Origin of the sequence: Rahnella perminowiae, from assembly GCF_019049755.1 — a bacterium.
Classification (GTDB): domain Bacteria; phylum Pseudomonadota; class Gammaproteobacteria; order Enterobacterales; family Enterobacteriaceae; genus Rahnella; species Rahnella perminowiae.
Genome location: NZ_JAFMOS010000507.1, coordinates 1 through 13,102 on the forward strand (window position 1 = coordinate 1; position 13,102 = coordinate 13,102).

Genomic DNA, 13,102 nt, shown 5'->3' on the forward strand with positions numbered 1-13,102 from the left:
TAATTTGCCTTAAGAAGTATAGCCGGTTTTTATACCGGCCAGGATATTTTACTTAAGGATCGCTTATTGAGTTACAGCGATGCGCCGCCGCAAATGATTAATTGCTGACCGGTAATCGCAGCCGCAGAAGGAGAAAGTAAATAACAGACTAAATCGGCAACTTCCTGAGGCTGAATAAACCGGCCAATCGGTGGCAATTTAGGCGGAGAACTTTGCCGTTGCGGATTATCCAGCATCGGGGTTTGCGTCGCGCCGGGAGCCACAATATTGACGGTAATGCCGCGCGGTGCCAGCTCTGCTGCCCAGCTGCGCACCATGCCGGTCATGGCGGATTTTGTGGCGACGTATTGGCTGCGACCGGCGGCACCCGATGACGTCCGGCTGCCCAGCAATACGATGCGCCCGCCGTCGGGCATTTTATCTACCAGCCGGTCAGCCAGCACTTCTGCCACGCCAATATGCAGTTTCCACAATGCTTCGCTGGCCTGCAGATCCAGTTGCCCCAGCGGTGCTGCTTGCATCATGCCTGCGGCGTGAACCACGGCATCCACCTGAGGCAGTGTTTCCAGAAATGCCGTCAGTTGTGTCGTGCCGGTGATATCCAGCAGGATACCGGTAAAGTGAGGATGAGAAAAACTCACTTCACGGCGCGCCAGTCCGGTCACTTTCCAGCCCTGCGCCAGCAGTGTCAGGCACACCGTTTCGCCAATGCCTGAGCTGCATCCTGTCACCAGCGCGTGTTTACTCGGTGTTGGGTTCATGGCTTACTCCTGACAATGAGGCCGGGGCGGTATCAGCCTTTTACCCAGGATTCTTCGACGCAGACGTATTTGATCGCCTGCCTGTAGTAGGTGAAGGCGATATGCAGTTCGCCGTTCAGCCCCTGCCTGATGCTGGGATAAGAAAATTCGCGGTTCAGTTTTTGCTGTGAGTTATTGGTCATGCAATAGCCATCGCCGGTTTCCAGATCGCGCAGGTATGGCCACGAGCGGCCACCGTCTTCCGAAATCGCCAGTGTCATCGGTGCGCGCGGAGCGCCCCAGAAGGCTGTGCGGCCACCGGTTTTCCCCCGGCGTTTCGGTGCGTACGTCTTCATCTTCAATCTCGTCATACAGCGAGGCCCGGCGTTCGCTGGCATCGGCGGCGCTGAGATTATTGAAGACCAGCGCCAGATGCCCGTTGGCGAGCGTCGTCACCTGAATCGATGAGTTATTGTTAGGCAGTGCGGTCGGTTGCGGCGCGCTCCAGCTATTGCCGCTATCCACGGAACGGCTCTGGTAGATGAAATCTGCCCAGCGGCTGCGGTACAACGCCAGCAGGCTGCCGTCGTGCAGCGGCGTGATGTTCATATGCACGCAGCCGGTGCTTTCTGGCACTGCCACGTCACGCCAGGTTTTGCCCTTATCACTGGAAATTTTGACGGCGCTGTCGTCATTGTTGCCGACCCATTTTTCACCGGGCTGTGTGCGGCAATAAAATACCGGCAGCAGCCAGTCACCGTTGGCCAGCACGGTGACCGGCTGACGGATAAAAGTGCCGGGCTCACCGAGTAATGTACCGATTTCTCCCCAGCTTTTTCCCATGTCGTGGGACTGACGAAAACGCACAATCGCGGTGTCCTGATTGCCGGATTTCTGCGCGGTGTACATCAGCCAGAGCACATTATCCGGGTCAAGAAACAGCACCGGATTTTGCTCGGAACGGCTGGCATCCTCTGAAAGTTTCACCGGCCGGCTCCAGACCTGCGCACCTTTTTCCAGGCGCGACAGGTAAATGGAAATATCAGCGATACCTTCCTGGGTACCGGCAAACCATGTGCATAACAGGCTGCCGTCGGGTAAAGGCAGCAGATTGGCGGCATGATTTTGCGGACAATCCGACGGCAACATAGCCTCACGGCGCGCGGCGTCATGTTCAGCAATATGAACTTTGCCGCTGCGTTCGACGGTTAGCGTTTCAGTGATCATCTTAAGGCTCCAGACTTTTGAATAATGTGTGCATTTTTGTTTTTATTGGTGCGCTGTGGGATCAGACGGTCAACCAACATAATGATGGCCGGTGTGACCAGCGCGATATACATGTTATTGATACCAAATGGATCGCCGAGCAGGTACCAGACGGAGGTCACTACGCAGGCACCAATCAGACCGGCATTTGCACCGCGCGCACTTTTAAAGAACGGCAGATAAAAGGCCATCACCGCGACCACGGAAATCGACAGACGGATAGCGCGGGTGAAGAACGACAGCTTCAGCACTTCCGGCACCAGTAACACGAAAATCAGCGGCAGGAAGCCAATCAGCAGCGACAGCCAGCGGGTCATTTTGAACTCGCGCTCCGGCGTCGGGTTGCGGTAAGGCACGTAGAAATCTTTCACAATCAGCGAGGCAATGGCCAGCGCGACGGTACTCACGCTGACGAAAATCGACGCCACCAGCGAGGTAGTGACCAGACCGGCAAGCCACGGATTCATGTCCTGAATGAAGATTGGCAGGGCATACAGGCTGTTCATTTCAGGATGCAGAAACTTCGCCGCGACACCGATCATGCCAATCGCCAGCGCAATCGGAATGCAGAAGAAGAAAGCAACCCAGGTTGCGCGTTTGGCAGACTCGGCGCTTTTGGTCGATGAAATCGCCTGAATGACGAATTGCGTACAGAAGATGGAGCCGATGGTGCCGATCAGCCACGCGAAGATGGTGCTGGCACCGATGCTGCCGTCCCACGTCCAGTAGAAATCAGGCATCTCTTTGACCATCGGCATCACGCCGCCGGTCATGTGCAGTGCGATGCCCAGAATGATCAGTACGCCGATGTACTTGAGGGCGCTGTGCAACATGGTGACCCACGCCATGCCTTTCATGCCGCCGAAGGCGAAGTAGAACGTACTGACCACGGCGGTGATAAACGCCGCGACCGGCAGGTTCACTTTCAGCACGGTGGAAATTGCCGCCGCACCGCTGACGTAGTTACCGACGTTCACCAGCAGCAGGGCGTAAATCATGATGAGCGAAATAATGTTCTTGGTGGTATTGCCGTACTTCTCGGCAATCGCCCCGGAAATGGTGATTTTTCCGGTGTTATAAATGCGTTTTACCAGCAGTAAACCGAATATCGGGAAGCCGATGGCCGCACCCAGGATCGACCAGGACGCGGCGAAACCGCCTTCAAACGCCGCCTGTGCGGTACCGATGGTGGATTTTGCGCCGATGTATTCCGACATCAGCAACACGCCGACGATAAAGGCCGGCATTGCACGCGAGCCTTCCATGAAATCGCCGTTGGTTTTACTGCGTAACCGGTAGGTCAGCCAGGTGGTAAACACGATGTAGGCCAGAACTATACCGATGATAATTAACGTATCTGATGAGCTAAATTCTTTCATTTTTTCCTCACACAGCGCGTAGGGGACCCTGCCTGCGGATTTTCATGCGCAGGTGTCGGTGGATTCAGAAGGTGTAAGGCGCGTTTAATCGCGCAAATTAAAGGTCTTAATAACGGTCAGGATCTTTTGTGTATCGTCCTGCGTGAATTCGACCGGATACCGGCTTTCACCCACGTTAAAACCGAGCAGATTCACGGCTTTTTTAACCACAGCCGGGGAAAATGCGATGCTGTAAAGATCGGTTCGGATCTGATTGATATCGGCCTGAACGATTTCGGCCGCTGGCGCATTGTTTTCCTGCCAATGGCGGTAAACGGCATTCACCTGAGCAGGAATAATATTGGCGATACCGGAAATACATCCGGCACTGCCTTCGGTGAAACCTTTGTAAATCAGTGAGTCCGGCCCGGTCAGCACATCAAAATCCGCAAACTGACGACTGACCTCATGGAAGCCGTGCAGGCTTTCCCACGAACCGGCGCTGTCTTTAATGCCTTTGATGTTCGGATGGTCGGCCAGCACGCGCACGACCTCTGGCGTCAGCGTATTGCCGGTGCGGGCGGGAATATTGTAGAGATACACCGGCACGGTCAGCGCATCGGCCACCGCGCGAAAATGCGCGATCAGTTCCTGCGGACGCAATGCCGCAAACCACGGTGTAATCACTGACACGGCGCGCACGCCGAGTTTTTCAATCTGTTTGCCCAGCCTGAGTGTGTCACGGGTAGAAATCTCGCCGACATGCGACATCACGCCCGTGTCATCCCCTGCGGCTTCAAGACAGATTTCTGTTACCTGAATTTTTTCCTGCTCGCTGAGCATAAAAAATTCCCCGTTGGTGCCGTTGCAGAAAATATTATTACCTGCCTGTTTCTGGCGTTTTACCTGCTGGCGCAATGCGTCGCTATCGAGTTTTCCGTCAGCGGAAAAGGGCGTCACAATCGCGGTATAAACTCCGGTAATGTTATTCATCTTATTCTCTTCACGTCGTTGTCATCGGATACGAAATAAGGGGTTATCTGATGCTGCGGTAAATTTCTTCTATTTGATTTTTCTCTACCGGCATGGGCACATTTTTAATCAAACGTTGTACCTCTATTGCCCCCTGCGACAAATAGGGAATGTCGTCAGGTGTGATATTCAGCTGGCTTAATTTGACCGGTAAATCCAGGCGATGTACCAGTGCATCAAAATATTCCACCAGCGCATAGGATTTTTCTTCCTCACTTAATTTCAGGTCAGCGTCCGGAATTAAATCCCAGGCGCGGGCGAATTTACTGACCGCCGACGGTCGTACAAACGCCATGCACGGTGCCAGCAGAATGGCATTCGCAATCCCATGAGGAATGTGATATTTCCCGCCGAGCGGATAGGACATCGCATGCACCATATGCGTACCGGCATGGGCAATCGACGCGCCGCCGTAATAAGACGCCCACAGCATATCCAGCCGTGCTGCCAGATTTCCCGGCTCAGCGACGGCCGTTTCGATACTGGCGAACAGTTTCTTCATGCCGACCAGGGCAAAGTTGTCGCTGACCGGACTGGCGATCACTGACGTAAAGCATTCGAACAGATGGCACAGCGCATCAATGCCGGTGGAGGCCGCGATGTGCGCAGGCATACTGGTGGTCAGTTCCGGCACCAGCGCCACATAATCAGGCAGCATCACTGGCGTAATAATGCCGACTTTGGTTTCCTTTTCCGGGATAGCCAGAATCGCGTTTGGCGTGGATTCTGACCCGGTGCCGGCAGTGGTCGGGATCAGCAAAGACGGGGTGCGGCGCTGCGGCTTTTCACCGGCCAGCAGGCTTTCCAGCGTGACGTTTTCATCGCCCGCACAAAGCAGGGAAAGCAGTTTTGCCACATCCAGCACGCTGCCGCCGCCTGCGCCAATCACCAGATCTACGACAGGCTTTTTCAGCGCGCTTAGGATCGCCGTAACGTCATGCTGGCTTGGCTCCGGCGGCACGTTATCAATTACCGTCACCTGACAGCCTGCTTTCTGCATCTGTGTTATCAGCGATTGCACCGGCGGCAGGCCGATAATGTTCTTATCGCTGACCAGTAGCACCTGTCGTTTTCCGGTCAGAAGGTAGCCAATGTCCTGTAATGACTGATAACCGCTGATGATCGTACTGTTTATATTCATGCCTGATTCCTGCCGTCTGAGTCTTTTGTAAGAGTGAGTTCAATCACCAAAGGTCGATATGCCTCACATCGTCAGGGCAATTTATAGGCGAAATTGAAGTTGAATAATTTGATGTTGCTCACATATAATCAATCATGATTGAATATAATCATATCCAGCAAGATTAACCCAACCCGATCCTTTACGGAGCCATGATGGCTGAAACACTGACAATCCCGGCGTATCGCACGCCTGCCGCGCTTCTGGTTATCGCTGACGATTTTACCGGCGCGAATGACACCGGCGTGGCGCTTGTCCGCCAGGGGCTGACCGCGCATGTGCAGTTTGATATTCAGACTGAAGTGCAGAGGGGCAGCAGCGCAAGCGCGGTGATTTACAGCAGTGACAGCCGGGCGCTGAGCGCGGCACAGGCGGCACAGAAAGTGACTCTGGCTGTGCAGGCGGGAATGGCGGCCATCTCTGGTCAGCATTGGGTGTTTAAGAAAATTGATTCCACTCTGCGCGGCAATTTAGGGGCAGAAACCGAAGCGGCGCTGACGGTGCTCCATTGCCCGCTGGCGATTGTCGCTCCCGCTGTGCCTGCACTTGGTCGTGTGGTGGCGGATGGTAAATGTTACGTCAACGGCCAATTGCTGACTGAAACCGAATTTGCGAGCGATCCGAAAACGCCGGTGCATACCGCCAGCATAGCAGAGCGACTGGCTGAACAGACGTCGCTGAAACAGCACCACGTCAGCCTTGAAGCGTTACGAAGCGGTGATTTGCACAAAGTGATATTTGCTCTTGTGGCGTCCGGCGTCCGCATTCTGATAGCGGACAGCGAGACGCCAGAAGATCTGAAGCTGATTGTTCAGGCCGCTGAAAGCCTGCCATTCAGACCGCTGATGGTGGGGGCTTCCGGCCTTATCCATGCGCTGACCGATGCCGCGTTGCATGACAATGAACATCCTCCGGTGATATCCGGTAAGAAATTGCCGTTGCTGGCAGTGGTCGGTTCGATGAGTGAAATCGCCTTGCAACAGGTGGCCTGCGTAATGCAGCACAGGGCGATTTCGCTGCTGGATATCGATGTTATGCCTTTGTTTTCAGATGAATTTATCGATATACAGCAAACGCTGGTCGCGCAGATTTCTCAAGCGCTGGCGCAGGGCAAACACTGTGTGATCCGCACGTCGCAGGGCGCAGAACAGCGGCACCGGATTGCGCAATTTTGCCAGCAACATGACATCAGCCGCTCGCAGATGGGCGAGCGGATTGCCGCCTTTCTCGGGCAACTGATCCGGCACGTCTTACAGCAGACGCATCCGGGCGGCATTTACCTTACCGGTGGTGATATCGCGCTGGCGGTGGTTCGTGCGCTCGGGGCAAAAGGTTTTGAAATTAAAGGACAAATTGCAGGCTGCGTTCCCTGGGGCTATCTGCAAGGCAGTCAGATTCACCGGCTGCCGGTCATGACCAAGGCCGGAGGGTTCGGTACCGAAAGTACGCTACTTGAAGTTTTACGCTTTATTGAGGAGAAGTTGAGTGACTAAAATTATCGCAGTAACGATGGGTGACCCTGCCGGTATCGGCCCTGAAATTATCATTAAAGCGTTGGCTGAAGGTGAGCTTTCCGGCACGAAAGCGGTGGTGGTCGGTTGCGCCGCCACATTCCGCCGTATCCTTGGCTTAGGTATCACGCCTGCAGCGGAACTGCGTATTATCGATGACGTCTCGCAGGCGAATTTCGCGCCCGGTGTGATTAACGTTATTGACGAACCGCTGGCAAATCCTGATGCACTGGTGCCGGGCAAAGTGCAAAAAGAGGCCGGGGATCTGGCTTATCGCTGTGTAAAACGTGCGACAGAACTGGCCATGGCCGGACAGGTGCACGCCATTGCTACCGCACCGCTGAATAAAGAAGCGCTGCATTCTGCCGGGCATATTTATCCGGGACATACCGAACTGCTGGCGAAACTCACTGACAGCCGCGACTACGCGATGGTGCTTTACACCGACAAACTCAAGGTTATCCACGTCAGCACGCATATCGCGCTGCGTAAATTCCTCGATACGCTCAGTCACGAGCGGGTAGAAACGGTGATTCAGATGGCGGATACCTTCCTGCGTCGCGTCGGTTATGAAAATCCACGTATCGCTGTCGCCGGTGTGAATCCGCATGCGGGTGAAAACGGGCTGTTCGGTGATGAAGAAATTAAGATTGTCGGGCCGTCGGTAGAGAAAATGAAAGCCAAAGGAATTAACGTCTACGGTCCATGCCCGCCGGATACGGTTTTCCTGCAAACTTATGAAGGGATGTACGATATGGTGGTCGCGATGTATCACGATCAGGGCCATATCCCGCTGAAACTGATGGGATTCTATGACGGGGTGAACATCACCGCCGGTCTGCCGTTCATCCGCACGTCGGCTGACCATGGCACCGCGTTTGATATTGCGTGGACAGGAAAAGCCAAGTCTGAGAGCATGGCGATCTCTATTCAGTTAGCCGTACAACTGGCGTAATTTCGCGTCAGTGGCGCAGAGCAAAAAGGAATCACGTTGACCGGACAAAGCCGCCTCGATCAGATTATGGATTATCTGAAAAGCCATAATCTGGTCACCGTAGAACAACTGGTTGCCGCCATTGCGGCATCTCCGGCGACTATTCGCCGCGACCTGATAAAGCTGGATGAACAGGGCGTGATCAGCCGCAGTCATGGCGGTGTGACGCTCAACCGGTTTATTCCCAGCCAGCCGACCACCAATGAAAAACTGCAGCGCAGTTTGCAGGAAAAGCAGGCCATAGCAGAAGTCGCCGCTGCGATGGTGAAACCGGGGGACGCTGTGGTGCTGGATGCGGGTACCACGATGCTGGAACTGGCGCGTAATCTGACGCATTTGCCACTGCGGGTGATCACCGCCGATCTGCGTATCGCGCTGTTTTTATCAGAGTTTAAGCAAATTGAAGTCACGATTATCGGCGGACGTATCGACGACAGCAGTCAGTCTTGTGTTGGCGAACATGGCCGTCGTTTGTTGCGCAGCGTTTACCCTGACATTGCTTTTGTCAGCTGCAACTCGTGGAGTCTGGATAAGGGCATTACCACGCCGACGGAAGAAAAAGCCGGGCTGAAGCAGGATCTGGCGGTGAATGCACGTCGCCGGGTGTTGCTGGCCGACAGCAGTAAATACGGTGCGTACTCGCTGTTTTGCGTCACGCCGCTGGCTGAGATGACGGATATTATTACCGATAAAGGGCTGAACCGGGATATTCAGCAGGCACTGGGCGAACAGCCCTTTACGCTGACACTGGCCTGATTTACTCCCCCCGCCAAAACCAAAAAGGCCGGACATTGTAAACATGCCCGGCCTTTTCTTTATTCAGCCCTGATCAGACTGACGGAAGATTGCGACCGTAATAAATTTCCTGCATTTCTTTGTACAACAAATCGGTGATTTCCTTGCGTTCTGCGGCACTCAGTTCTTCCGGTTTGGCATTAAACAAATAATGCTTCAGATCGAATTCTTTCAATAACATCTTGGTATGAAAGATATTTTCCTGATACACGTTGACGTCCATCATGTCGTACAGCGCTTTTATATCCTGCGACATGAAGTTCTGAATCGAATTAATGGAATGGTCGATGTAATGCTTAACGCCGTTCACGTCACGGGTGAAACCACGCACACGGTAGTCGATAGTGACGATATCCGATTCAAGCTGATGAATCAGGTAGTTCAGCGCTTTCAGTGGTGAAATCACCCCACAGGTCGAGACTTCGATGTCGGCGCGGAAGGTGCACAGGCCCGCTTCAGGATGGCTTTCCGGATAGGTATGCACGCAGATATGGCTCTTATCCAGATGCGCGACCACCGAATTCGGCAACGGGCCCGGATGCTCAGTGTTATCCACATCACGGGGATCCACCGGCTCTTCGCTCACCAAAATCGTGACGCTGGCACCTTGTGGTTCGTAATCCTGTCGCGCTACGTTGAGAATATTGGCACCGATAATGGAGCAGGTTTCGGTGAGAATTTCCGTCAGACGGTTGGCGTTATATTCTTTGTCAATGTAGGCAATATAGCCGTCACGATCATCTGCGGTTTTGGCGTAGCAGATATCGTAGATACAAAAACTCAGGCTTTTGGTCAGGTTGTTGAAACCGTGCAGTTTCAGCTTTTGCAATTTAGTTCACCCCCTTATGGATGCGGTATCAGCGCGCGGCTGACAGGGCATTCAGTAAATATTGCGGCAGGGCAAAGCTGCCATGATGAATCGCCGGATTGTAATAACGACAGGTGATGTCTGCGGCGTCGAAACGCGCCTGCAAGGTGTGGTTATCCATCTGGCGATATTCCGGGCTGTTTGTCGCCCAGGCGAAGGTCATGATGCCACCGTAATAAGTCGGGATCGCAGCCTGATAGAAACTGACATCACTGAAGTAATGACTCAGTTTGGTGTGGCTGTTCACCGCTTCATCCTGCTGGAGGAAACACACGCCATTTTGTGCCACAAAAATGCCGCCCGGATTGAGGCAACGGGCACAACCTTCGTAGAACGCCGACGTAAACAGGCTTTCGCCGGGACCGATAGGATCGGTGCAGTCGGAGATGATCACATCGAAGGTTTCAGCACTCTGATTAACGAAGTTCACACCGTCGTCGATCACCAGTTTGAAACGCGGATCATCATACGCACCGGCATTATGGTTGGGCAGATACTGGCGGCAAAACTCCACCACACCGGCATCAATTTCCACCATCGTGATCGCTTCCACGCCTTTATGGCGGCACACTTCGCGCAGCATGGCGCCGTCACCGCCGCCAATGATCAACACCTTTTTAGCGTGGCCGTGAGCGAACAAAGGCACATGGGTCAGCATTTCATGATAAATGAATTCATCACGCTCAGTGGTTTGCACCACGCCGTCGAGTGCCATGACGCGACCCAGCGCCGCGTTTTCGAAAATGACCAGATCCTGGTGATCGGTTTTTTCACGGTATAACTCTTTATCGACGCTAAAGTACTGACCAAAATGATCGTGCAGCGTCTCATGCCATATTTCTTTGGATGACGCGTTCCGGGACATGTCGTTGTTTCTCCTGATCAATCGCAGCCATAAAAATGGGCGCACATGATAGCTAACTCTGCCTGTCCATGCACGGTTGAATTTCAGACAGGTGAATGTAGGTTAAGTGTAGACGAGGCTGTCGTGGCGCGAAAAGTTGGGGAAAGCGGGGGAAGGGAACAGGCTCCGGCATCACAATGACGGAGCACACGGCTGAAAAACCGGCTGACGGAATTCAGTTGGTGTAGGCCAGTAAACTCAGCGAGTCACGCGCCAGAGACTTACATTTTGTCGGTTTAGGCACGGCGATCCCGCTCAGATCACGGTAGCTTTCTTCGCCCATCGACTGCATGTTAAAGCTGTTGTAATTGCTCAGATCCCAGCGGTTTTGCTGTGCGAAAAATACGATAGCCCGTTTGATTTGGGTATTCGGCAGTTGTTCGTAACCGCAGTTATTTTTCAGATAAACGAAGACGGCCGTCAGGTCCGCCAGATCTTCCGCTTCGGATTCACTCAGCGCCTGACTGGCGGAGGAGAAACCGAGCAGCGACAGTAATAACAAACACAGTGTTGTTTTTTTCATGGGTGTGTTCTTGTTCTTGTAGATTGAAAGTCAGGAAGACTTGGCTCACAGGCAGTTAAAAGGACGTTACCATATTTGCGCTGAGCGGCACCAAATTTCTTTTGCCGCGAAGGCGCTTGACCTTCCCCTTAGGGGAAGGGGTAGGCTGTTGTACTATTATGGCACGTTTGCGCCATCCGTCTGGTCACCCCCTCATAAGGACTGAAAAATGAACCGTCGCGATTTCGTGAAGTGGACGACCCTGATGGGCGCTGCCACTACGCTGCCTGGCTGGAGCCGCTTCGCGCTCGCTGCAGACCGCCCGGCATTGCCTGTTCCTGCATTACTTGAACCGGATATCCACAGCGCCATTACGCTCACATTACAACGCGGCCAGAGCCAGTTTCTGCCCGGTGTGAACACCGAAACCTGGGGCATAAACGGTAATCTGCTCGGCCCCGCGATGCGTATCCGTCGCGGTAAACCGGTCAGTGTCACCATCAATAACCGGCTGGATGTGGCCAGCACCGTTCACTGGCACGGGCTGGAAATTCCCGGTGATGTGGATGGTGGTCCGCAAGGTCTGATCGGACCCGGTGAGAATCGCAAAGTCAGCTTGCAACTCGATCAGCCCGCGTCGACCTGCTGGTTTCACCCGCATCCGCATCAGACCAGCGGTTATCAGGTGGCGATGGGGCTCGCCGGGCTGGTGCTGATTGAAGATGAAAGCAGTGATCTGTTACAAATCCCGAAACGTTGGGGCGTGGATGATATTCCGGTCATTTTGCAGGATAAGCGCTTAAACGATGCCGGTAAAATCGATTATCAGATGGACGTCATGACTGCCGCCGTCGGCTGGTTTGGGCAGCACATGCTAACTAACGGCGCGGTGTATCCGCAGCACGGGATCTCCCGTGGCTGGGTACGTTTTCGTTTACTCAACGGTTGTAATGCCCGCTCACTGCATATCGCCACCAGCGATCAACGGCCGATGTATGTCATCGCCAGTGACGGCGGTTTCCTGCCTGAGCCGGTGAAAGTCAGTGATCTGCCGTTACTGACGGGCGAGCGTTTTGAAGTGCTGATTGATTGCAGCGACGGCAAAGCGTTTGATCTGGTCACGTTGCCGGTGAAGCAGATGGGCATGACGCTGGCACCGTTCGATAAACCATTGCCGGTGTTGCGTATTCAGCCGACTTTGACTCAAAGCGGCAGTGCATTGCCGGACACGCTGGTGCCGCTGCCCGCGCTGGTGTCAGTCGATAATCTGCCGACCCGCTGGCTGCAACTGATGATGGATCCGCAGCTTGATCAGCAGGGTATGGCGGCGCTGATGAAACGGTACGGACACAATGCGATGGCCGGAATGCGCATGGATCATGGCGGGGACGAGATGGCAGCCATGCCGGGAATGTCTGATTCCGCCCACGACGGGCATGGCGGCATGGCCGGGATGGACATGGGTAAATCATCCGCGGGTTACGATTTCATGCAGGGCAATAAAATTAACGGTAAAGCCTACGACATGAACGCTCCTGCTTTCGATGTGAAACAAGGCCGGTATGAGAAATGGACTATCTCGGGCGAGGGCGACATGATGCTGCATCCTTTCCATATCCACGGCACACAGTTCCGTATTCTTTCTGAAAACGGTCAGCCCGTGGCGGCCCATCGTCAGGGCTGGAAGGATATCGTGCGCGTTGAAGGTGCCCGCAGCGAAGTGCTGGTGCGTTTTAACCATCTTGCCGGTAAACAACATGCCTACATGGCGCACTGCCACCTGCTTGAACATGAAGATACCGGCATGATGCTTGGCTTCACAGTATCAGCGTAATCCGTATAACTGCTTTTCTTTCTGTAATTTCTTAAAAATCAGCGGGCCGGAGCCATTATCCGGCCCGCCCCTTTCCGTATCTTCCCTCGTCCCTGTCTTTACCTGTGCGCTCTCATGA

Annotated in this window: 11 protein-coding genes and 1 pseudogene; 4 read left to right on the forward strand and 8 right to left on the reverse strand. The window is 53.9% G+C overall.

Annotation, left to right across the window (positions count from 1 at the left end):
- Nucleotides 1–71: 71 nt before the first annotated feature.
- The 5 genes and pseudogenes from J1785_RS10605 to J1785_RS10625 all read right to left on the reverse strand — a co-directional run bounded on the left by J1785_RS10605 (nucleotide 72) and on the right by J1785_RS10625 (nucleotide 5,537).
- Entirely contained in the window at nucleotides 72–761 is a 690-nt protein-coding gene (locus J1785_RS10605) for an SDR family NAD(P)-dependent oxidoreductase (RefSeq protein ID WP_217219384.1), read from the reverse strand.
- 32 nt (nucleotides 762–793) lie between these two features.
- Nucleotides 794–1,967, reverse strand: a pseudogene (locus J1785_RS10610) (sialidase family protein).
- Complete coding sequence (locus J1785_RS10615; protein ID WP_129991332.1) at nucleotides 1,964–3,385, reverse strand: sodium:solute symporter family protein; 1,422 nt, start codon at nucleotides 3,383–3,385, stop codon at nucleotides 1,964–1,966. The pseudogene J1785_RS10610 and the gene J1785_RS10615 overlap by 4 nt, the downstream one beginning before the upstream one ends.
- Nucleotides 3,386–3,469: 84 nt before the next feature.
- Nucleotides 3,470–4,357, reverse strand: coding sequence for a dihydrodipicolinate synthase family protein (locus J1785_RS10620; RefSeq protein ID WP_129953166.1), 888 nt, complete (start codon nucleotides 4,355–4,357; stop codon nucleotides 3,470–3,472).
- 43 nt (nucleotides 4,358–4,400) lie between these two features.
- Nucleotides 4,401–5,537, reverse strand: a complete 1,137-nt coding sequence (locus tag J1785_RS10625) for an iron-containing alcohol dehydrogenase (RefSeq protein WP_217219385.1) — start codon at nucleotides 5,535–5,537, stop codon at nucleotides 4,401–4,403.
- Between the two features lie 191 nt (nucleotides 5,538–5,728).
- Between J1785_RS10625 and dtnK the strand changes: the two genes are divergently transcribed.
- Genes dtnK through J1785_RS10640 form a run of 3 tightly spaced genes read left to right on the forward strand, consistent with a single transcriptional unit; the run spans nucleotide 5,729 to nucleotide 8,837 of the window.
- A complete protein-coding gene (gene dtnK / locus J1785_RS10630; protein WP_238483176.1) occupies nucleotides 5,729–7,069 on the forward strand; it encodes a D-threonate kinase in 1,341 nt (446 codons plus the stop codon).
- Entirely contained in the window at nucleotides 7,062–8,042 is a 981-nt protein-coding gene (locus tag J1785_RS10635) for a D-threonate 4-phosphate dehydrogenase (RefSeq protein WP_129953164.1), read from the forward strand. The genes dtnK and J1785_RS10635 overlap by 8 nt, the downstream gene beginning before the upstream one ends.
- 36 nt (nucleotides 8,043–8,078) lie before the next feature.
- A complete protein-coding gene (locus tag J1785_RS10640) occupies nucleotides 8,079–8,837 on the forward strand; it encodes a DeoR/GlpR family DNA-binding transcription regulator (RefSeq protein WP_129953163.1) in 759 nt (252 codons plus the stop codon).
- 73 nt (nucleotides 8,838–8,910) lie between these two features.
- Here J1785_RS10640 and speD read toward each other — a convergent pair whose 3' ends face one another.
- The 3 genes from speD to J1785_RS10655 all read right to left on the reverse strand — a co-directional run bounded on the left by speD (nucleotide 8,911) and on the right by J1785_RS10655 (nucleotide 11,171).
- Nucleotides 8,911–9,705, reverse strand: coding sequence for an adenosylmethionine decarboxylase (gene speD / locus J1785_RS10645; RefSeq protein ID WP_129953162.1), 795 nt, complete (start codon nucleotides 9,703–9,705; stop codon nucleotides 8,911–8,913).
- Between the two features lie 28 nt (nucleotides 9,706–9,733).
- Nucleotides 9,734–10,609: a polyamine aminopropyltransferase gene (speE, locus tag J1785_RS10650; RefSeq protein WP_217219386.1), complete on the reverse strand. Its 876-nt coding sequence runs from the start codon at nucleotides 10,607–10,609 to the stop codon at nucleotides 9,734–9,736.
- A gap of 214 nt (nucleotides 10,610–10,823) precedes the next feature.
- Nucleotides 10,824–11,171 carry a YacC family pilotin-like protein gene (locus J1785_RS10655; protein ID WP_013576967.1) on the reverse strand — a complete coding sequence of 116 codons (348 nt, stop codon included), beginning with the start codon at nucleotides 11,169–11,171 and terminating at the stop codon, nucleotides 10,824–10,826.
- 208 nt (nucleotides 11,172–11,379) lie between these two features.
- On the opposite strand from J1785_RS10655, the gene cueO reads away from it, so the two are divergent.
- Entirely contained in the window at nucleotides 11,380–12,984 is a 1,605-nt protein-coding gene (gene cueO / locus J1785_RS10660) for a multicopper oxidase CueO (RefSeq protein ID WP_217219387.1), read from the forward strand.
- Nucleotides 12,985–13,102 lie beyond the last annotated feature (118 nt).

Excerpts from the sequence above, each read along its gene's own strand:
- J1785_RS10605 (WP_217219384.1), bottom strand. The coding sequence starts at position 761 with ATGAACCCAACACCGAGTAAACACGCGCTGGTGACAGGATGCAGCTCA.
- J1785_RS10615 (WP_129991332.1), bottom strand. The coding sequence starts at position 3,385 with ATGAAAGAATTTAGCTCATCAGATACGTTAATTATCATCGGTATAGTT.
- J1785_RS10620 (WP_129953166.1), bottom strand. The coding sequence starts at position 4,357 with ATGAATAACATTACCGGAGTTTATACCGCGATTGTGACGCCCTTTTCC.
- J1785_RS10625 (WP_217219385.1), bottom strand. The coding sequence starts at position 5,537 with ATGAATATAAACAGTACGATCATCAGCGGTTATCAGTCATTACAGGAC.
- dtnK (WP_238483176.1), top strand. The coding sequence starts at position 5,729 with ATGATGGCTGAAACACTGACAATCCCGGCGTATCGCACGCCTGCCGCG.
- speE (WP_217219386.1), bottom strand. The coding sequence starts at position 10,609 with ATGTCCCGGAACGCGTCATCCAAAGAAATATGGCATGAGACGCTGCAC.
- J1785_RS10655 (WP_013576967.1), bottom strand. The coding sequence starts at position 11,171 with ATGAAAAAAACAACACTGTGTTTGTTATTACTGTCGCTGCTCGGTTTC.
- cueO (WP_217219387.1), top strand. The coding sequence starts at position 11,380 with ATGAACCGTCGCGATTTCGTGAAGTGGACGACCCTGATGGGCGCTGCC.